The organism is Sphingobacterium sp. WM (assembly GCF_029542465.1).
In the GTDB taxonomy this organism is placed as follows: domain Bacteria; phylum Bacteroidota; class Bacteroidia; order Sphingobacteriales; family Sphingobacteriaceae; genus Sphingobacterium; species Sphingobacterium cellulitidis.
Map to the genome: position 1 here is coordinate 3,943,770 of NZ_CP120709.1, position 22,784 is coordinate 3,966,553.

At 35.0% G+C, this 22,784-nt stretch carries 14 protein-coding genes; 8 read left to right on the plus strand and 6 right to left on the minus strand.

The features are described 5' to 3' along the window. Positions 1–27: 27 nt before the first annotated feature. From PZ892_RS16765 to PZ892_RS16780, 4 genes are all read left to right on the plus strand, one after another. The gene (locus tag PZ892_RS16765; RefSeq protein ID WP_277711636.1) at positions 28–1,176 is read left to right on the plus strand and encodes a FecR family protein; all 1,149 of its coding nucleotides are present in this window, start codon (positions 28–30) and stop codon (positions 1,174–1,176) included. Positions 1,177–1,229: 53 nt separating this feature from the next. Continuing rightward, positions 1,230–4,577, plus strand: coding sequence for a SusC/RagA family TonB-linked outer membrane protein (locus tag PZ892_RS16770; protein ID WP_277711637.1), 3,348 nt, complete (start codon positions 1,230–1,232; stop codon positions 4,575–4,577). 11 nt (positions 4,578–4,588) lie between these two features. Next, a complete protein-coding gene (locus PZ892_RS16775; RefSeq protein ID WP_094282398.1) occupies positions 4,589–6,460 on the plus strand; it encodes a RagB/SusD family nutrient uptake outer membrane protein in 1,872 nt (623 codons plus the stop codon). A 190-nt stretch (positions 6,461–6,650) separates the two neighbouring features. Beyond that, complete coding sequence (locus tag PZ892_RS16780; protein WP_277711638.1) at positions 6,651–7,289, plus strand: 4'-phosphopantetheinyl transferase superfamily protein; 639 nt, start codon at positions 6,651–6,653, stop codon at positions 7,287–7,289. Positions 7,290–7,311: 22 nt separating this feature from the next. On the opposite strand, the gene PZ892_RS16785 is transcribed toward PZ892_RS16780, so the two are convergent. Continuing rightward, positions 7,312–8,361 carry an AI-2E family transporter gene (locus PZ892_RS16785; protein WP_094282396.1) on the minus strand — a complete coding sequence of 350 codons (1,050 nt, stop codon included), beginning with the start codon at positions 8,359–8,361 and terminating at the stop codon, positions 7,312–7,314. 410 nt (positions 8,362–8,771) lie between these two features. Here PZ892_RS16785 and PZ892_RS16790 point away from each other — a divergent pair, with 410 nt between their 5' ends. Further along, on the plus strand, positions 8,772–11,723 hold the full coding sequence (locus PZ892_RS16790) for a SusC/RagA family TonB-linked outer membrane protein (RefSeq protein ID WP_094282395.1): 2,952 nt from the start codon (positions 8,772–8,774) through the stop codon (positions 11,721–11,723). A gap of 17 nt (positions 11,724–11,740) precedes the next feature. Further along, positions 11,741–13,336, plus strand: a complete 1,596-nt coding sequence (locus tag PZ892_RS16795; protein WP_094282394.1) for a RagB/SusD family nutrient uptake outer membrane protein — start codon at positions 11,741–11,743, stop codon at positions 13,334–13,336. Between the two features lie 573 nt (positions 13,337–13,909). Here the strand turns inward: PZ892_RS16795 and PZ892_RS16800 are convergent. Then, positions 13,910–14,080: a hypothetical protein gene (locus tag PZ892_RS16800; protein ID WP_277711640.1), complete on the minus strand. Its 171-nt coding sequence runs from the start codon at positions 14,078–14,080 to the stop codon at positions 13,910–13,912. Positions 14,081–15,066: 986 nt separating this feature from the next. Here PZ892_RS16800 and PZ892_RS16805 point away from each other — a divergent pair. After that, complete coding sequence (locus PZ892_RS16805; RefSeq protein WP_277711641.1) at positions 15,067–15,801, plus strand: class I SAM-dependent methyltransferase; 735 nt, start codon at positions 15,067–15,069, stop codon at positions 15,799–15,801. A gap of 52 nt (positions 15,802–15,853) precedes the next feature. Here the strand turns inward: PZ892_RS16805 and PZ892_RS16810 are convergent, their stop codons facing one another. The 4 genes from PZ892_RS16810 to PZ892_RS16825 all read right to left on the minus strand — a co-directional run bounded on the left by PZ892_RS16810 (position 15,854) and on the right by PZ892_RS16825 (position 21,370). Next, complete coding sequence (locus PZ892_RS16810) at positions 15,854–16,933, minus strand: HAMP domain-containing sensor histidine kinase (protein ID WP_277711642.1); 1,080 nt, start codon at positions 16,931–16,933, stop codon at positions 15,854–15,856. A gap of 595 nt (positions 16,934–17,528) precedes the next feature. After that, positions 17,529–18,299: an enoyl-CoA hydratase-related protein gene (locus PZ892_RS16815; RefSeq protein ID WP_094282142.1), complete on the minus strand. Its 771-nt coding sequence runs from the start codon at positions 18,297–18,299 to the stop codon at positions 17,529–17,531. A 1-nt stretch (position 18,300) separates the two neighbouring features. Then, positions 18,301–20,820, minus strand: a complete 2,520-nt coding sequence (locus PZ892_RS16820) for a DUF5686 family protein (RefSeq protein ID WP_277711643.1) — start codon at positions 20,818–20,820, stop codon at positions 18,301–18,303. A 100-nt stretch (positions 20,821–20,920) separates the two neighbouring features. Next, positions 20,921–21,370, minus strand: coding sequence for an Rrf2 family transcriptional regulator (locus PZ892_RS16825; protein ID WP_277711644.1), 450 nt, complete (start codon positions 21,368–21,370; stop codon positions 20,921–20,923). A gap of 154 nt (positions 21,371–21,524) precedes the next feature. Between PZ892_RS16825 and hmpA the strand changes: the two genes are divergently transcribed. Further along, positions 21,525–22,733 (plus strand): NO-inducible flavohemoprotein, encoded by a 1,209-nt coding sequence (gene hmpA / locus PZ892_RS16830; RefSeq protein WP_277711645.1) that lies wholly within the window; start codon positions 21,525–21,527, stop codon positions 22,731–22,733. The last annotated feature ends 51 nt before the right edge of the window (positions 22,734–22,784 follow it).

Below are 22,784 nucleotides of genomic sequence, written 5' to 3' on the forward strand. Positions count from 1 at the left end.
TAGGTAGCCAAAGCTATTAACCTAAAAATGTCTAATAGAAAAAATAAAATACAACAGTTGATAAAAATTCTCTTTACCCGGTATTCCAAAGGAATTTCAGGCAAGAATGAAAGGGAATTAGTAGAAAAAATATATGATTCTATCGATCTGGGAAAACCAGAAACCAATCAGGACCTTGAAAGAATAAAAAATGAAATTAAGTTTTCAATTGACCATAAAATTTCAAAGAAAAAATCTTCCAGTGTTTTCCGTAAATTGTACTATCCTTCAGCTGCTGCAATACTTATATGCTTAGCTTTTGGATACTATATTTTTCGAACTTCTAAGGAAAATACAAACATCCTTGACAATCCCACTGTACATCACCTCGAAACTACCCTTAAGAGTCCCACTATTTCATTAAATGATAAAAACTTTTATAATCTTAAAATTACAACACCTCCTGGAACAAAATATCAAGTCATTGATGATGAAAAAGTTCTGGATTTAACCGCATTAACCTCAAATGAAACCTCCAAAAGCATAAAAATTATTAACCCCTGTAAGGAACCAATATCAGTTTTATTAAATGATGGATCCCAAGTTTGGTTGAATTTTAACTCCAGCCTTGAATTCGAATATGATATTCAAAAAAATCACAGGCTGGCTAATATCATTGGTGAAGTTTTTTTCGATGTTAAAAAAATAACGAATAATGATTCTAGTGTCCCATTCGAAGTAAAAACCCGATTACAAACCATTGAAGTTCTCGGTACTAAATTTAATGTTAATACAACTTCTCCTGACGAAGAGAATGTTGAATTATTAGAAGGAAGTATTCGACTCTCTCATAATGTCTCAAAGATTAAAACGCTACTTATTCCTGGTCAAAAGGCATTTCTTAAAGACAACTCAAATAAAATATTAATAACCAATTCAAATTCTGAAGAAAAGGCAAAAGCTTGGCGAAAAGGTCTTTTTTACTTTGACTCAGAAAGCCTTCAAGCTATTGGTAAGGAACTCTCCTTATGGTATGAAATACCTGTAATTATTTCTCCAGAAATAAAGTCCTTGAAAATAACAGCAATGATCAAACGCTCTGAAAAAATAGAAAAAGTCTTGGAATTAATAGAATTAACTAACAATGTCAAATCAAACACTATGAATGGAAAAATCTATATTAACAAAAAGTACTAATAATCAATTAACCAAAATTGTATTGAAAACAATTTTAATAACTAACTAAACTTATGATGCTTAAATTATTTTTTAAATCGCTCAAAGTTCATCTAAATAGACCTGTTTATTGGTCTATCCTCGGAATTATGTTCACTTGTCAAACGGTTTTTGGATCCTTGATCGATCCTCAAAAAACAATTACTGTTAATTATCAGAACACACCCCTTAAGCAAGTCTTCAAAAATTTAAATGAAGAAGCAGGAATTCAATTCATTTATTCCAATCAAGATTTGGACGAAACTAAAAGGATCACACTAAAACTGATAAACAGCCCCATTAAAACTGTTGTTACTGAGATTTTCTCGACAATAAATGTCCCTTTTGAAATTAAGGACAACACAATTATTGTCAAAAAGACCAATGAAAGAAGGCTAAATCAGGAACGAACCATTAAAGGACAGGTCTTAAATGAAAGTAATGCTCCTATTCCAAATTCCACTATTCAAACTAGCTTTTCGAATCGTTCAACTTCAACTAATCAAAATGGAAATTTTGAAATTAATGTTCAATCACAAGACACTTATATTACAGTAACCTCCATTGGTTATGTATCTCGTCAAATTGAAATTAAATCGGCTAATGATTATAGAATTATCCTAAAAGATAGCACTGATGCATTAGACGAGGTCGTAGTGGTAGGTTTTGGAACACAAAGAAAGGCTTCAGTGGTGGGGGCAATCTCCAGTATCGAACCGGAAAGATTAAAAAGTGGTACGACAAGATCAATGAGTAATAATTTGGCTGGACAACTAGCCGGAGTAATTGCTGTACAAAGATCTGGGGAACCCGGATATGATAACTCCAACTTTTGGATTCGTGGTATCAGTACATTCGGTGGAAATAGAAATCCATTGATTCTAGTTGATGGTGTTGAAAGATCACTTGATAATATGGACCCTGAGGAGATTGAGTCTTTTTCCATTTTAAAAGATGCAGCGGCGAGTGCTGTATATGGGGTAAGAGGAGCGAATGGAGTGATTCTAATTAACACCAAAAGAGGAAAAGTCGGAAAACCAACCGTATCTGCAAGATATGAACAAGGGTTTACTTCCCCAATCCAATTACCTGATTTCATAGGTGCCGCCGATTATTTGGAAGTAATGAATAGCATTAGAGAAGAACGTGGAGATGCTCCTCTATATTCTCAAGAAAGAATTGATAACATCCGAAACAATGTTGACCCTGATTTATACCCTGATGTAAATTGGTTGGATGCTATCCTAAAAAATCAAGCCGGAAATTCCAGAGCAAACCTTAGCGTTAATGGAGGAACGGATATTTTAAGATATTCATTGGTGACTTCATATTATGGTGAAGGCGGAATTATCGAAAGAGATAAAAATCAAGCTTGGGATTCTTCCTCAAAACTGAATAGATATAACGTAAGATCAAATGTTGATATCAATATTAGTCCTACAACTCTATTCAGATTAAATATTGGTGGATATTTACAGGATCGTAGTCGTGCTCCTCAAAGTGTGGACGACTTATTCCAACAAGCTTTTACAATACCTCCTTATGTCCACCCAACCATTTATTCTTCTGGCGAAATTCCAAGAACTCCTGAAAGAACAAACCCTTGGGCATTGGCAACTCAAAGGGGCTACGAAAGAATTAGTGCCAGTAAACTTGAATCTTTATTTTCCCTGGAACAAGATTTAAAATTTTTCCTGCCAGGACTGAAAGCCAGAGGCTTATTTTCATTCGACCGTTATTCTAATACCTCTGTAGTTAGGAGTAAAGATCCTGACTATTTTAACCCTGCAATCGGACGGGATGATCAAGGTAATCTACTTTTGGTTATTGATAAATACGGTCAAGATTTCTTGGGATATTCTAAAGGGTCTGACTGGGGTGATAAAAGCGTCTACCTAGAAGGTGCTTTAAATTATAGTAAATTCTTTGGCAAGCACAATGTGGAAGGAATGGTGCTGTATAATCAACGAAATTATGATAATGGTGATCTTCTTCCCTACAGGAATCAAGGTATGGCAGCTAGATTCTCTTACAATTACAATAACCGCTATATCGCCGAATTCAACTTTGGATATAATGGGTCAGAGAACTTTGCTCCAGGTAAAAGATATGGCTTCTTCCCTTCTTTCGCTCTCGGATGGTATATCTCGGAAGAAAAATTCATGGAAAACTACAAAGAAACTTTATCTAAATTAAAACTGAGAGGTTCTTATGGTCTTGTTGGAAATGATCGCTTAGATGGACGAAGATTTGCATATATCACCACTATCAATGAAACTGGAGGTTATAGATGGGGATTAAACAATGACTTCTATAGAGCCGGACGTTTCGAAGGTGACCAAGGTAATTCCAACCTTACTTGGGAAACCGTAGCAAAATCAAACATAGGACTTGAATTAGGGTTGTGGAATGCGCTAGATTTCCAAATCGATTTCTTTCATGAAGATAGAAAAAATATTTTCATGCAACGCAGATCAATCCCTGGCTCTAGTGGTTTCACCAATGCTCCTTGGGCTAACTATGGTGCTGTCAAGAATAAAGGTATAGATATGTCCTTAGAATTTAACAAAAACTTATCTCAAGACTTCTTCTTATCACTTCGGGGAACTTTTACCTATGCTAAAAACCAAATCATGGAACAAGACGAACCTAGTGCTATTATTGGAACCTCAAGGTCTTCAACAGGTAAACCAATAGGCCAACAATTTGGACTAATAGCGGATGGTTTATTTAAAGAATCTGATTTTAAAGATGTTGAAAACGGAATTCTAATCGATGACATCCCAACACATACATTTGGAGTAATCAGACCAGGTGACATAAAGTATCAGGATTTAAACCAAGATGGCGTTGTGGATGCATTAGATGTTACGGCCATTGGTGGTACCGAGGATCCAACCGTCGTTTTTGGATTCGGAACAAATATGAGATATAAAGCTATCGATTTCGGGTTTTTCTTCCAAGGTCTAACGAATACTTATCGAATTATTGGAGGATCTAATTTCATCCCAGGCAGTGCAAATGGATCTATGGGAAATATTTTCAGCAATGTCACAGATAGATGGACAGTAGATAACCCTAGCCAAGACGTGTTCTATCCTAGATTGTCAGATTACCAAAGTTCCAATAATAATTTAGCCTCAACATGGTGGCTCAGAGACATGAGCTTCATCCGCTTAAGAAATGTTGAACTAGGATTTAGTATGCCTTCGAAATGGATTGACCCTATGCAATTAAAAAATGTTAGAATTTTCTTAAGAGGCAATAACCTTCTAACATTTTCAAAATTCGATTTGTGGGATCCTGAATTAGGAGTAAATAATGGAATGAGATACCCGATTATGAAATCAGTATCGATGGGCTTAGAGTTAAACTTCAAATAAAATTGACCAATATGAAAACGAAATATAACAAGATATTTTTAACCTCCTTAATAGGTATCTTATCATTAAGTTCTTGTTCCAAGTTCTTAGATAAAATGCCTGATGACCAACTTACCTTGGAAATGGTCTTCGAAGACAAAACAAGAACTGAGGATTGGCTAGCGGGAATTTACAGCAATATTCCTGACCCTTATTTTGGCTTTGCCAAAGATGTAGGTCTTGATGCGCTATCAGACGATATGGCTCCTTCAACTGGATGGGAACAATTTGGCTGGGATGTAATCGGCAAACAAACTGGAAATTGGAACCCAAGTACAGGCTGGGGACCTAATTACTGGGTGGAACTCCCAAAACGAATCAGATCAGCATACATCTTCATTGATAATGTTAAACCAAACGCATCCCAACTTGTAACGGATGAAGAAGTAAATCTAATGAAGGCTGAAGCAAGGTTTATGATCGCGTATTATTACTCTTTGCTTTTAGATACATATGGAGCAATCCCTTTCAATCTGGGATTGACGGATCCAAACGCCACGACAGAAGAGTTGATGATTGGGCAAACCCCATTTGATGAAATCGTTGATTGGATAGACAAAGAACTAATGGAGGTATCAACATTGCTCCCCGATAAATATGCTGCCGCCCAAAAATATGGTCGTGCAACATCTATTATGTGCTTAGCAGTACGAGCAAGATTACTCTTATTTGCTGCAAGTCCTTTGGTGAATGGGAATCCTGCCTATGCTAATTTTGTAAATGACAAAGATCAAAAAATATTCAATTCGAATTTTGATGCGAATAAATGGAAAAAAGCGGCAGATGCTTCTAAGCTATTAATTGATAGAGCAGAAGCAGCTGGCCATAAATTATATTATGAATATAATACTGATGGTAGCATAGATCCTTTCTTATCTTATCAATACATGATGTTTAGAAGACCGCAAGATGGAAACAATGAAATACTATTCGCTCGTCCGGATTGTAATATTTGGGAGTATGATAAACATTCGCAACCTAGAGGAACTGGAGGAAACGGTGGTCTAGGCCTGACTCAATCTTTAGTGGATGCCTTCATGATGGAAAATGGATTACCAATCACTGACCCGAACTCCGGTTATGTTGAAAAAGGTTTCTCTACTTCTGATGAAGTAAGAAATACAAAATGGGTAGACTCAAAAGGTGGAGGGAAAGTCACTCTTGCAGGAACTTATAACATGTACACACATAGAGAGCCTAGATTCTATATTTCTGTTTTGTATAATGGGGCTTGGTTTAAACGCGAAAACAGAACTACAGAATTCTATTATGGAAACTGGGACGGTGGTCCAACGCATGATGCTCCCCAAAATGGGTATCTAATGAGAAAAAAAGTGCACCCTGACCATGATCCAAGAAATGGAACCAATCCATATCGCCCTGGTATTCTTTATCGCTTAGGTGAAGCATATCTGAATTACGCAGAAGCCTTGAATGAATCAAGTCCAAATAATCCAGATATTCTTAAGTATTTAAACCTTATCCGTGAAAGAGCGGGAATCCCCCAATTTGGAAAAGGAACCAACCCCCTTCCTGCTCCTGCTTCTCAACAAGCAATGAGAGATGCTATTCATCGCGAAAGAAGGGTAGAATTAAATAATGAAGGAATCCGTTATAGAGATATCAGAAGATGGAAAATTGGAGAACAAACTCTTAATGGAAATTTTACGGGAATGAACTTCTCTGGAACTGAAAAAGATGATACTGAAAGTAATCCTAAAGCTTTTTTCAAAAGATCAACTTATCAAAGAAGAGTATTCAACCAGAAGAACTACTGGTTCCCTGTACCTCAATCTGAAATTGATAAAAACCCGAATCTAAGACAAAACCCTTTTTGGGAATAATTAATAATATGCTAAAACACAAAAGCGGACTATAGATGTCCGCTTTTGTGTTTCAAACAGCACAATTTTGACATCTTCTAATCTTATCGGACATACTCCATATAAAAAAATCAACGTTCTACAGCCGCTTTGCAGGCGTCTCTATACTAAATACTAATTACTAAATACTAGATTAATACTATATTTGACTATGTCATTAGCTTATCTCAAAGAATTGGATGCGCAGAGTCGCATTGCGCTATGGAAAATCGAAGAAACTGAGGAACAATTGGTTTCAATGTTACAGCTTGATGAAGCTGAATTAGCGAAGCTTGGAAGTTTAACTAAGGGAAAAAGAACTTTACATTGGCTGGCAACGCGTGTATTATTGCGTTATTTATTGCAAACGCCCGAGTTTATAAGCTGTCCTTCTGATTCCAATGGTAAGCCTTATCTGCCTGACTTCCCTTATGAAATTTCTTTGACCCATTCGTATGACTATGCTGGCGTGATGTTGAGTTCCTCAGGCCTTTGCGGAATTGACTTGGAGATTGTAAAAGATAAGGTCGTGAGGATTAAGAACAAGTTTTTGAAGCCTAATGAACTAGAATTCATGCAGGAAGAAAATATGGTAGATCAGCTATATGCATGTTGGTGCGCCAAGGAGGCTGTCTATAAATTACAAGGAAACAAAGGGGTGTCCTTTTATGAAAACATGACGATTCATCCTTTTCATTACAGTCCTCAAGGGGTGATGAAGGTTGATTTGATAAAGAACAACCAAATCCAGACCTTCAATGTATTTTACGAAAGGTTCAATGAATATATGTTGGGTTATGTAAATATTTAGGTTGAATTAACTCACTTTATCTCTATTCATCAACTACCACCCTAGTACCTTCTTTCAACGACAAGCGTTTATTAGACTTATAGATTCTTACAGCAATTAGAAAATAGGCCAATAACAAAGGGCCATAGACCAAACCTATCAATCCGAACAATGGCAATCCTATAATAACCCCAACCACAGTGATAATGGGGTGAATATCCCCTAATTTTTTAGCAATGATAAGTCTTAATACATTGTCTATATTGATGACCAATCCGAAGCCCCAAATTAGCATTCCTATTCCCTGCCAATTGTGTCCATCCGCTAATAAAATAACAGCTGCAGGTACAAATATCAGCGGTGGGCCTAATAATGGAATAAAGGATAATATGGCACATATTACCCCCCAAAACAAAGGATCTTTCGCTCCAAACATCCAAAATCCCAGTGCTAAGCAGGCACCTTGAATAATGGCGATAATAGTTTGCCCGATTATATTGGAATAAGTAATATTCTTTAATTCCTCACCAAAGGCAACTGCATTTTCATCATCGAAAGGTAAATAATGCACCAGGCCTCCTTCAAAACCTTTATAATTCACAAAAAGGAAATACAGCAAAAAGTACATCACCGTAATTTCCAGAAAAACATTTGCGGCACCACTCAATGCGGATGTTAATAATCCACCTAGATAAGTCGAACTCGCTTCCAACTGCTTTTCTATCAGGTCTGGCTGACCGAGCTTATCTCCGACAAAATGGTTGATCGCGTCCATGATTTTCTTAATCCAATGCGGATTCTGTTGAAGTTCAATTGCTTTGTTGAACAACATCTTACCAATTCCTACAAAGGGTAAGACGATAATAAATACGGAGAGGATAATAATAAAAATCGAAGATACCGGTTTAGGCCAATGCCATTTTTCAATGAGAAAAATATTCAAATTCCGAAATAAGGTATACATGACCATTGTACCCAGGAACGCCCCAAATATCCCTGATGTAGCATAAAGGATAATACCCCCTAATATGATGACGATAATTAGGATGATGATATTCCGTTCCTTCTGCGAAAAAACATCGTTGTTACTCATAATTGATTTTAAAACTAAATAACAACATTTACCCAATTTGGTTTAAAAAGTTTAATAATATTTTAAATTAGCGTAACTCAATAGCCCTTATTCTCTTTTGAAAACACCCTTGTTTTAATGAAAACCGCCAATAATTCCCTTTTTAGTTCAAATTTTTCGCAATTGATAAAAAACATATTTATTACGTAAAAATCAATATAAAATAACATAACAAAATTATTACAGCTGTTTTTAAAAAATAAACAAAAGCTATTTTAACTTTTATTAATATCTTAGCAACCATTTGTTAACCTTTTTTTAATATTAAAAACCAACCTTTGTGCGAAATCTAAAACTTAACCTTATGCAAAACACCTTTGTTAAAATTCTTATCTAACACATTTTATAATCTATAAACACCTTAATTATTCATGAACTTAACTTCGAAAACTACAGCGAGGTCTTTCCTTTTATTGCTCTTCGGCGTATTCTGGACAATCTCAGCTTTTAGTCAACAACGAACAATTAGTGGAAAAGTAAGAACCGCCGACAATGTTCCACTCTCCAATGTTTCGGTCCTACTTAAAGGAACAAACATCGGATCTCAAACCAACAATGATGGTCAATTCCAAATTACTGTCCCCAATGATGGAATTTTGATTTTCTCAAGTATCGGCTATTTAACCCAAGAAACTGAAATAAAAGGGAAAAATTATATCAATGTTATCCTAGAAACCGATGATAAAGCAATCGATGAAGTAGTTGTAATGGGATATTCCCAAGTAGAAAAACAACACGTTGCTTCCTCTGTTGCAAGCATGGATATGGAGTCCACCAAGACCAGGCCTATTTTCAAAATGCAAGAGGCATTCTCTGGAACTATTCCAGGTGTAACTATGCTTCAAGGATCCAATATTCCAGGCGCCGTTCCTGGGACTATTTCGATTCGCGGAATAAGTACCCTTCAAAATGCTGATGCATTGGTTATCGTCGATGGAATGGAGCAATCAATTACGGACTTAGACCCCAATCAAATAAAAAGCATTACCGTTCTTAAAGACGCAGCTTCAACTTCCATGTATGGCTCTAGAGGTGCAAACGGGGTAATCATTGTCGAAACTGAACGTGGTTACACTGGAAAATTCAAGGTAGACCTTAATGCATGGGGTGCTTATAGTAATCCTATTGACCTTCCTAATTGGGTGGATGCAGCGCAATACATGAAGTTGAACAATGAAACCAGAACCCATCAAAATCAAACCCTTTTATTCTCTGATGAGGATATTAGAAAAGCTGAAACTGGTGAAACCCCAAGTGTAAATTGGCTGGATGAAATCATGACTCGCAAACCATTCGCTAATAACACTACGGCCAGCATCTCCGGTGGTGGGGGTGTCGGTACGTTCAATTTGATGCTTGGACATATTGGAGAAAAAGGCCTAAATGATATTGAAGGAACCGAAAAGTTCTCTGCTCGCTTCAATACTAACATTAATATTGCCGATAAATTCGTGCTATTGGCAGATTTTTATGCGCATCGTCTTCAGGTAGATCGTCTAATGGCAAATGATAATGGTCATGGCCTTTATCAGATCGCTTGGAGAATGAACCCTACCCAACAAATCTTCTATGATAATACGGATATTCCTGATCATTATATCTTGCATAATAATATGAACCCATTGGCCTCAATTGCTAAAGGCGGAACAAAAAACTATTTGTATGATAGAAGTACGATCAACTTGAGACCAAGATATAACATCAATAAAAACTTGAATATTGAAGGTAATGTCTCATATATGATCAACAAATCAGCAAATAAAGAGCAAAGAAGTACTTTTAAATTCTTTGATGGTGATGGAGCTCCCGTGACGATCTGGAAAAATTCCGTAACCGCTGAACAAGGAGTAAGCTCAAGTCAATTGACTGCCAGAGCATTAGCCAATTACACGAAAGACTTACGATCAAATAAAGACAAACTTTATTTGACCTTAGGTACAGAGATGATGAGCTATACATACACTGACTATAGAGAAGAAAATAAAGCCTCTTTCTTTGGAAAATTAAACTACTCTTTTGACAACAGATATCTGATTGAGTTAACTGGACGTTCGGACGGTAGCAGTAAATTTGCGCCAGGTAATAAATGGGGATTCTTCCCTTCTGCCGCACTAGCTTGGAATTTGCACAATGAATCTTTCTTCAGTTCTATTCGCGAAAGTGGAGCAATAACCAACTTAAAAGTCCGTGCTTCTTATGGTTTAATTGGAAATGAGAATGTTGACCCATACTTATGGCAGGAAATTGTCAATAACTGGGGATGGACTATTAGGGTTCCAAATCCGGATTTCTCATGGGAAAAACAAAAACAATGGAATATCGGTGTCGATGTAACAGCATTGAAAAATAGACTTTCATTAACTGCAGAAGTCTATGACAAATTCTCCTATGATTTGATTTACAACAACTTTCCTGTCCCTCCATTAACGGGGTCAAACAATTTGGAATCTGCTGTAAATATCGGTGAAGTACAAAATAAAGGTTGGGAGCTTTCTGCGAAATGGTCAGACAAAATTGGAAATGTTTCCTACAATGTTGGGGCGATGCTTTTCGACAATGTCAATAAGGTATTAAAAGCTGGATATAGCAAGAACGATACCCTAATCTTTAAGGGTGACAGTGACAAAATTTGGTACAACGGCTCTTCAATCGACAACTATTATGGCTTTGAAAGTAATGGCTATTTCCAAAACGCAGATGAAGTTGAGAATACTTCAGCAAAACTACCTAATACCCTTCCAGGTGATATTAAATACAAAGATCAAAATGCTGATGGTATCATCAATGATCAGGACAGAATCTATTTAGGCGATCCTTTCCCGCATATGAACTATTCCATTAACCTAGGATTAAACTATAAAAAATGGGATTTCTCAGTTATGGGACAAGGTGTTGGTAAAAGGAATGGTCGATTGGTTGGAATGGAAGGATATCCTGTATATGTGGATGGTGGCAGCAATTCACTGGGTACTCCACGTCAGGAATACGCAGACAACCGCTGGACTGAATCGAACCCTAATGCTCGTTTTCCTAGAATTTGGAGTGGAAACAGTTCCAATGCTTACCTGAGTGATGTATGGTTAAGTGATGCTTCCTACTTCCGGATTAAAATGATCCAATTAGGATATACATTCCCAGGAATCGGAAAAAGCATTAAAAATATTAGACTTTATGTAAATGCTCAAGACGCATTTACTTTCACAAAATGGGAAGGTTTAGAGCCGGAAAGAGGTTTGGACAAATCCAAAACTGAAAACCAAGGAAATGGTGTATATCCTAGAATGGCAACATACAGCTTTGGTATTAGAGCAACCATCTATTAATCTTTGATTTTACCGAAATGAAAAAAACAATATTTGCATTAGCATTGATAACCTCTCTAGGAACTACCAGCTGTGAAAAGTTCCTTGACAAAAGAGATCCTACAGCAACTAATTTTCAAGAATTCTTCAATACTGAGGAAGACTTAAGAAGAGTAGTTTACAGTTCCTACCGCGACGTATTTACACATCCCACTGAGAGACGATTGGTTTTTTACATGATGGATGGAAGATCTGATAATGGTTATGCACGAATTGAAACTGACCATCATGGCATTATGGCCAATGGAAATTATAATAGTAATTCCAGAGCCGCTGAATATTATTGGACCTTGTTCAATAAACATGTTGGTCGTCTAAATACTTTTATCGCAAATGTCGACATCCCATATGTTGAGGACGAAGCAGTTCGTCAAAAATACAAAGGGGTTCTGGAAGCCTTACGGGTTTGGCATTATTTCAGAATTGTTGGCCATTGGGGGGATGTCCCTTTCGTACTGGAACCTGCAAATTTGGAAACAGCAAAACAACCTTCAACTCCTAAAAAGGAAATCCTGGAAAAATTATTCCCTATGGCGGAAGAAATTGCAAATAGACTGCCTGAAGACGAAGGTACCACCAATGCTTACATGTTCAATAAATATTCTTTTAAGGCTATCATAATGCGCTATGCGCTATACTATGAACGCTATGATCTAGCAGCAAAATTAGCCAAGGAAATTATGGACTCTGGAAGGTTTCAATTACATGCCAAATATGGTGATATGTTTGGTTACAAAGCGGATAAAACCAACAAAGAGTTTATAATAAAATTTGACATGGAAAGCCATGACAATTCTGCAACAGCTTCTTTTGAACACTTGGGACCACATTATAGAACAGGCAAAGGTCAATCGTACATGGTTCCTACCAAATCGTTGGTAGATAGTTATTGGACCTTACAAGGTAGAAGTATTGACAATTGTCCGCTTCATACTAAAGAAGAATACGAATTGAACCCTAAACTAAATAGGGACCCACGTTATGCTCAAAGTATTTTTGGACATGGGGACACCTTCTCGGGCGAGGTAATTGATATCTACAATGTAAATAGTCCCATGTACTATCAACAGTTAAGAGGAAGCAAATCTGGATATTGGTTCAAAAAATTTGTAGATGAAGCCGATGCCTTTAGATCTGGAGGAAACATGACCTTCCCGTTAATTCGTTATGCTGAAGTATTGTTAACTTATGCTGAAGCCAAAATTATGTCAGGAGAACCTGATCAACTAGCGAAAGACTGTATCAACAATATTCGCAAAAGAGCTGGATTAGATATGACTGTTGCAGATGTTAACTTAGTTACAAAGACTAAACAACAATGGACTGACCTGATTCGTAACGAAAGAAGAGTAGAGTTTGCAGGGGAAGGTCTGAGATATGATGATATTATCCGTTGGAAAATTGCTGACCAGGTTTTGAACCAACCAGCAATGGGTCATACCAGAAAATTAAACAACAGCCTTCAATCCCTGAAAATTGAAGATCGTAGATTTACTAAAAATCAATATTTATGGCCTTTCCACGAAAGCAGCTTAAAGGTTGAACCAAATCTTATACAAAATCAAGGTTACTAAAAATTAAACGAGGCTGTAAAATCAATTGATTTTACAGCCTCAAATCATGAATGATCAATATTTTTTAAGATTATTAGATAGAGCATGTTTGCAAACATTAGCATCTAAAATTTCACTTTTTCAAACAATAATCACCGGTAAATAACGTGTATGGAAATGGAAATTAAAATTATGAAGATTTTCTATTTGTATATCAAATAAAGCAAGATTGAGATAAATCTATAAAATTTGCGAATTTCTATAGAATCTCTTAAATTCAATTCTTATACACATTAAAAGTTAAATGGAGTGCAATCTAATATTAACAGCTTACATAAATATCATTCTCATTAAAAACTTATCTTGAATATTCAAGGCAGATTATTTCTAGAAAAGATTAAAAAAAGGGACTCTTGTAAAATTAAAGTTTAAAATGACCATTCAGAAACCCAAATCATTGGGTTTTAATTAATAGTTAGCATGGGCCATTATCCAAAGAATGGCCCAATTTTTATTCCCTATAAAATAGAATTAAAATAGCTTGGAGGCGTCAAAAAATTTGGAAAATATTTTAAGGTAAAGAACCAAGACTTATTAGAAATTTAGTTTTTTTTTCCGAATTAAAAAGTAATCTTTAGGACTTAATCCCATATTGGTACGAATAAAATGTGCGAATTTCGCATAAGTTGAGAAGCCAGATACTTTTGCTACAGCCTCGAGTTTATAAAACTGATTTTCTTCCAGAGCATCCACTATTTCAATCATATTCAAGAATCTTAAATTATTAATAAATGTAGGAAAATCACAGTTGAATTCTTGATTTATTTATAAAAGATAAATACTTATAATTATAACCGATTTCACCACAAAAAGCATTCAAAGAGTAATCCGATCTTAAATAAGATTTCTTTTTTTTCCATGCTTGTATTTTTTCAACTATTTCCTGTTTAATATTTGGAGAAATATTTTTCATAATTAAAAATAAGGATTGAAATAAAATCCATAAATTATTTATCCGATCCTAAGTCTAATCTGACCATCTAAATTTACTCTCATTAAAAATAAAAATTAAAGCTTTCTTTTTAAAAATGGAAATTAAAAAATGCTATAAAAACAATGTTTTTGGATGAATTTATTCAAATCCCACTTATATCTCGAAGTAAATAGGCAAGATTTTATAACCATATGCTTTTAACCAAGCTAAAATGCACTAAAATAAACTATTATAAAATTGCAGCAAGTAAATCCTGTTCTACGACCAAAGTTTTAAGTTGGGTTTTTAAACTTTACTTTATAGGAATCAGTAGTTCTGTAATTTGTTAAACAATTAAGTTAAAATTAGAATTATCTAAGTTAATTGTAAATCTATCAAAATGCCGGTTTAACAATATATTAGAAAGGGTCTAAAAACTTTTATATCGTAAAATATATAGATAAAAATTACCTTGCCTAAGAATATAACACTATCTATATCACTGAAAAATTAAAAGAATACCTGAAAGACAAATCCTTAATAGAGGGTTTACAGTTAGAAAGTCTATCCGTATAATTACGTAATTCATAAATTAGGTTCTGAAAGTCATATTGGGCTTTGTATAATTGTATATGTTATCTAGCACATACACACAAATAGCTTAAATTCTATTCTTTTTTAGAAAAAAAAAGAGAATTAATCAGGGAAAATGGGGAAATACAAATATGACAAAATTGGGGTTGGATATAATGCCACCCGAAAAGCGGATCCATACTTAATGGAAATGCTTCTTAACTTTTTGGCCCCAAAAAAAGATCGATTATATCTTGACATTGGCTGTGGAACAGGTAATTACACCATTCCATTGGCAAAAAGAGGGTTCAATTTTGTAGGCGTGGACCCTTCTCAAAAAATGCTTATGGAAGCAAAATCAATAAAGAGTAATGTTAATTGGCGACAAGGGGCTGCAGAGGCTATTCCTGCAGAAGATGGTTCTTTTGATGGAATAATTGGCACATTGACGATTCACCATTGGACAAACTTAAAAAAATCTTTTGCTGAAATCAACCGTGTACTCCGTAAAAATGGAAGGCTGATTTTATTTACATCGACTCCAGATCAAATGAAAAGTTATTGGTTAAATAACTATTTTCCAAATATGATGAATAATTCAATTTCTCAAATGCCTTCAATTACTGAAATCCAAGAAAGCTTTAAAGGAACAAATCTTCAAATCAAAGAAACTGTAAAATATTTCATTAAAGAGGATTTAAAAGATTGCTTTCTGTATGTTGGAAAAAATAATCCTGAAATTTATTTTGATAAAACAATTCGCAATGGTATATCATCCTTTTCCACATTATCTAACCTGAATGAAATAAATAGTGGTTTGATAAATTTGAAGCAAGACTTATTAAGTGGTCATTTTGAAAGAATCAAAAAACAATATCTAAGCGATTTGGGGGATTATTTATTCATCAATATTAATAAAAAAAGTATATTTAACAGCTAAAATTATTCCTAATTTGAATTATCTATATTTGAAATTTATTCAACTTCAAGATTTAACTAATGCCTCCCCTTTTAGGAAGATCAATAATAAATTCACAACCTTGATTTTCAACACTCTCGCACTTGATTCCTCCTCCCATCCACTCTACAACTGTTTTTACAACCCATAACCCAATACCATTGGAAGACTCCCCATTTATTCCAGGTCTTTTGGAATTACTGAATTTATTGAATATTTGGGATTTCATTTCTTGTGGAATACCAATTCCCGTATCTTTTACAGAAATATTTATCGTCTCTCCTAAATCTCTTACTGAAATTATTACATATCCGCCTTTATGCGTAAACTTTAAAGAATTGGAAATCAAATTATTCATAATTTGAATAAATTTATCCTCGTCCACATATAAAAAAAGAGATGAGCTTTCACATTGAAGGATAAAATTAATGCCAGTAGAAGATTCCATTGCAGAATACTGCTTTATTAAGTTTTTCAAACAAACTACCAGATCAGTTCTGACCAAATTAAGAGGGATGGACAGAGATGTAATAAACTCCTTTTTAAGAAAACTGCTAATTAGTGACATATTACTTGAACATATATCATTAATGCTAGCCAAAGCTAATTCAATTGATTTAAAGTCATTTTTTTGGACCTTCTCTGATGCAAGCTTCGTTAGATTTTTAACTGTTGCAAGAGAACCTGAAATATCATGACTTAGAATATTTAAAATGGCATTTTTCTTGGCATTATGTAAGAGAATATTTTGCTGAAATTCAATCTCATCTGTAATATCTTCCGCATATCCAACATTCATTTGATTTTTAGAAATATTATATTGATAAATAGACATTTTTAAATATTTAATATTTCCTTCAAATGAAATCTTTATTACCCGCTTCTCAATGGGGCTTTCCGAAATATTTAAAATATCCCGCCTCAGAAGGTTGCTTTCTTCTGTGTCAGCATATTTTAAAATTTCCCAAAAATTAATCGAATTTTTAAGAAATTTCGAAAAAAATCTAAATGAATGATTCATATACCCGAGAATTCCTGATTTAGGATCGAAAGTGAAAACCATTAAAAAAGAATTTTCTGATAATACCCGCAGAGCATTATTAATTTTGTCCATATGAAAAGTTTATAAAATCTGCTTCTACAAAATATCCATTTTAAAATTTTAATTGGCGACAGACTACTAGCTAAGGTAAAGGTAATCGTTGATATTCAGAAATACTTGGAATCTTACTCAATGGCCAGAATATTGTTCAGATAACACTCAAAACTTGCTTTAAAAGGATATTATAACATCGTAAACTAATATTGAAAATGGATTGGGGATAATCTCTTGGTTTAACTATTTCTTCTCATCCCGAATAGTTGATTCACTTTTTGAATCCAATCGTATTCCATTTCTAACATTCACGGTGATCAAGTAAAACGGAAAGTTTATGTCCTTTGTGCCATCCAAATTGATTTGTTCTTCGCAAGCTCTTTAATTATCTTTCTTTTCAAAAAATTCAACATCTGACTTAAAGGGACGATCTGACCGAGATTCCGCGGTTTAATTCATGCATACAAAAAGCATAAGCTTCTAAATCCTTAAACTGGCTGACCATAAGATTTCTTCTTCAATTTTAACTTAATTCAAGAACTGGTGAAATTTTTATAATAGAATCATTAATAAAAAAATAATGAACTTATCATCTATATCTATAAGATTGAAATTAATATTTTGGTTTCCTTTTTTCAATAAAAGCCATTACACCTTCTTCAAAATCGTCTGATCCAAAGCATTCCCCAAAATTCTCAATCTCTATTTGATAGCCATTGGTATTACTATCAAAACTACTATTTACGGTTTCAATCGCAGCAGCAACGGCCGAACGAGACCTAGTATAAATTTTATCCAATATATATTGAGCAGTTTCTTCAAGCTCGTAAAGCTCAACAACCTTATTCAGCAAACCCCATTGGTAAGCATCTTCTGCATCAACCATGTCCCCAGTAAGAATCATTTCCAGCGCCTTGCCTTTACCAACCAGATCTGTTAATCTTTGCGTTCCACCGAATCCCGGAATCAAGCCTAAGGATACTTCAGGCAATCCCATTTTTGCAGAAGTGGCAGCAATTCGAAGATGACAAGCTAATGCAAGTTCAAGACCTCCTCCTAATGCAAAACCATTGATGGCAGCAATGACAGGCTTAGGAAAATTAGCCAATTTATCCATCAGTTCATGTCCAAATTTGGATAGGTCCATCGCCTCTTCTTTACTTTTCCCTAAAAACTCTTGAATATCCGCTCCAGCAACAAATGCCTTTTGACCAGCACCGGTAAGAATAACTCCACGAACAGAATCATCAGATTCAATAGAACTAACTGCATCTTTTAATTCTCCAATGGTTTCTTTGTTCAAGGCATTCAGTTTGCTCTCCCTATTAATAGTTATCCAAGCAGTTTGATTCTTGATTTCAAGGATTATATTCTGGTAGCTCATATTAAAAATTAATGTTTATGGTAAATCGAAAACGGTCATCTCTAACATTTGGGAGGTTTTTGTAAGAAAGTCTTTTTACATATTCAACTTTCAACACATTGAGGATATTGTCTATCCCTACAGTTCCTTCCCAATATGGTTCCCTATTTAGAACATACGTTAGGATTTCGCCTTCCTTATTTCTGTCAAATTCAACCACATTATTACTAATATACGGGTTATTTTGAACACTTAAGTGGCCATAAAACATTTGAGCACCCCAAACTTCACGCAGATTCAACTTATTGATCAATGGAATCTTATTGAATAAGAATCCTTGCATTTGGTGATAAAACCCAACTTTTACATATTGATCCGCTGCAAATTCCATTGGATTCATCATATCGAAATCAATCTTATGACGATCTTCGCGTTGTTTTACATTTGGTAACTCTAACATCGTATAAGGCAAAGTCCCCCAAATCTTTCCTCCTACCACTCTGACATCAGCAAACCCCAGTTGATTTAAGAAAAATCGCTTGGAAGCTGCAGCAGCCAATTTTTCATAGGCATAGGTGGTATTCCAAAAACCATCAAGACTGTGGGTATAGGTAACATTAAAAACCGGATATTTCTCAATAATGGTTTTTCGTGTCAGATTTCTATAGTAAAACTTCTCAAATGGAGCCCATCGGAAGTCGATATGTGCCTCATTACTTTGAATTTGGGTAAGTAATTGATCAGGATCCCCTGAGTTTATTAATCGAAGATCCCCCACTGTATTCTGATTCCTATGGGTAAATCCGGTGGTAACACTCAAATGATTTCCAAACTCAATAACATGTTGAAATTGGTAGGCCTGCGTGTCGAACCATTTAGTGGGCCGATTTCTTCGGATAGAACGAAAAAAACTATCTCCTTTTAGAAAACCAATTTGCTGACCAGGCTCCATGATATCACTCTGCACGGATCCTTCTATATAGTGTGCCGGAAATGTAACAACAGATTTTCCGTTTAAAGTAATCGCTGACTTCAAATAATACTTCAGATGCGAATCATCCGTCCCATAGGCCATATACCCTTCAAAAAAGGCCTTATCAGTCAATGCTTGAGTACTCCTACCACCAATCCTAAATCGATTCCCCTCTATATTATTCTGGCTATATAAATATTCTAGCGGTCCAATCTCAAACTTACCGAGATTATAAAATCCTTGAGAGAGAAGATATCCAACAGCCAATATGGTTTTAAAGCTTTTTTTATTATTGAGCGTCTCAATATTGCTATAGGTATTTTGTTCGGCATCGTTTAAGGCAATCGGACGATTAGGAATGGTTATCCCTGCATGTGGTAATACCTCTGTGGGTGGACCAACAAAAATATCCCCAGAGAACTTAGTCCCTAATTCATAATTGCTATTGACGCTGACCCTATCCGCGAAAATAGACTCCCCTTTCCGAATACCAAAAGTTAAAAAGGTATGGGTACTATCCATCAACATAACTCCACTTTTATCCTTGCTATAATGGAAATTGATACTTCCTTCCTTGACCCAATTCAAATTGGTTTCTTTGTTGATTTTTAGATCTGCTTTCTTAACCGCATAAGTTCCATCCATGCTGACTTGCAGGACACCCGTGAATAATAAATCTGTATTATTCCGAGGTTCAAATTTCAATTGGATAAAATAACCTTCTGAATTGAAGATCGTATCGGTGATATAATATTTATAAAATAATTTTCCATTATCCGCGATAGGACTTAAAAACTGCTTATTCAGGATATAAATGCTTTCATCATAAACATCTACCTGTTGAAACATATAATTTAAGAACTCCTGAATATTTGGGTTATTAATATATCGCTTATCAAACTCAGTCTTCTTCTGCGAAGTAATAATTTTCTTGAATTTCGATGGGTCTCTTTTGCCGTAAACCTTGGAATTGCTCTCTTCTAAGTATAGGGATAATAGCTTTTTACCAGGATAACTAACCGTATCGATATTCCTAAAAAGAAAATTCAAACCTAGCATCCCTTGCTTATTGGAGACTTCCGGATCCAACATTCCAAATTTGAGCTTATCATATTGATCAAACTCTAAGCTATCCTTACCCGACAATTTATTTTTATGCTTATTCCTGATGACCAGGTCTATAAGTTCTACTGCTTTATTATTCCGATTGCTATATTTGCCTTTATGGCTAATGGAAACAGCCTCTATTTTATTGGACTCATGGGAGAGTTCAAAGACTAAATTACTGGTTTCTTTCGGTATATCAACAACTAGGCTCTTGAACCCAAAAGCCCTAATTTCCATTCTTCTTGAAGAACTGTCAAGCTGAAGGTTAAAGAGTCCATTTCGATCAGTCGAAGTTGCCTTCTTGGTAAACAAGTCTACAACCGTAGCACCTGCAATTCCTTGATTATTCTCCTGATCAAGGACTTTACCGGAAATAAATGATTGGGCCAACGAAAAGCTTACCGTTAAGCTAAAAACTAAAATTAATGCACAGCACGAATAGAAGAAAGGGACACTTCTCATAATTAAACCAGAACTTTATAAAGATACAATTTGTTGTGAAAGTTCAAATTATCTAATAAAAAAAGTCTGTCGATTATATTGCTTTATAATGATTTTTATGTTATTTATTTTCAATCCTATTTAATTTTAAATTCCCTAAAATCAATTCTTCATTGAACTGACCAAGGGTAATACTATTAAGAACTCGATTGAGTTCCGATCTAATAGCTTTAAAATCATTATGCAGGGGACAAGGAAACTTCTCAGAACATTGTAGCAATCCCATTCCACATCCAGTAAAGATATCATCTCCATCTATGGCTTTTATAACCTCAGACAGCCGTTTATTTATCTCGACCTCCGTTAAATAAAAACCACCATTAGGCCCTTTTATCGACTTAACAATGCCTCCTTTACTCAATTCCTGCAATATCTTTCCCAAAAATGGCTCCGGAGATTGAATATTGCTAGCAATCTCCTTAATACCTACTTTCCGCCCCAGCTGTGTTGACTTCGCTATATAAAACACCGCCCGAATCGCATATTCCGCTGATTTTGAAAACATTCCCATCCCCCAAAATTAGTTATAAAATTTGACAATCATCTGCTATAACATTGAAGTGATAAGAACACCATGAAGTCAAACTTTCTAATAAAAGATATATTTATCTTTTATTATTTTTACATTTGTAACTATTTAATTTTTCAACATAAAAATCACAAAAATGACCGAAAAACAAATTAAATTAATAAAAGGTACCATACCAGTTCTAAAAGAAAATGGAATATTACTAACGAAATATTTCTATGACAGAATGTTTAATCACAATCCTGAACTTAAACATATCTTTAACATGGGGAATCAAAAATCAGGAAAACAACAAACTGCCTTAGCAATGGCCGTACTAGCTTATGCAGAAAATATTGAAAACCCTTCGGTTTTATTAAATGTAGTTGATCACATTGGCCATAAACATACCAGTTTAGACATCCGGCCAGAACATTATCAAATCGTGGGCAACCATCTAATTTCCTCAATTAAAGAAGTATTGGCAGAGGCTGCGACAAATGAATTATTAGAAGCTTGGAATATTGCTTATAATCAGCTGGCAGATATCATGAGTAATCATGAAACTTCATTATACAATGCAAAAGTCAATAAGCCTGGCGGGTGGACCGGCTGGAGACCATTTGAAGTTAGAGAAAAAGTGAAAGAATCAGAAGAAATTACATCTTTCTATTTATACCCAATAGATCACGGAAGCATTGCTTCTCATCTACCTGGCCAATACATAAGCGTGAGGTTATTTTTACCAGAATTAAACTTAATTCAACCCCGTCAATACAGCATATCAAGTTCCTCAAATGGAACATTTTACCGAATTTCTGTTAAAAGGGAAAAACACACGAAACACCCAGATGGTATGATTAGCAATAGATTGCATGATCATATACAAGTAGGCGACAGAATCGAACTAACCTCCCCATCAGGAAACTTTGTATTAAATCAGAAAGAAAACAATAAACCACATGTGTTCATTAGTGGTGGGATTGGACAGACACCCTTATTAGCAATGCTCGAAGATTTAATATTGAATAACAAACCCACTCAGCCAATAATTTGGGTTCATGGATGCAGAAATGAACAGGTCCACGCTTTCAAAGATCGTTTAACGGAACTTTCAATAATAAGCCCAGTTCTACAAAATCATTTATTCTATGAACAACTTGAACAAGCAGAACATGGAATAACATCAGGAGTGGTTAATCTTGAAAAAATCCAAGATAAAGTGATACTAAATGAAGCAAAATATTACATATGTGGCCCTTCAGGGTTTATAAGGAAGCACTATGAATTCTTAAAAGATTCAGGAGTTGACATCGAAGCAATTTATTACGAAGAATTTGGGCCAGCATCCTTGTCACTAAATTAATACATAGACTTTTATTTCAGCATCCAGACCATCTGGATGTTGAAATTGCAA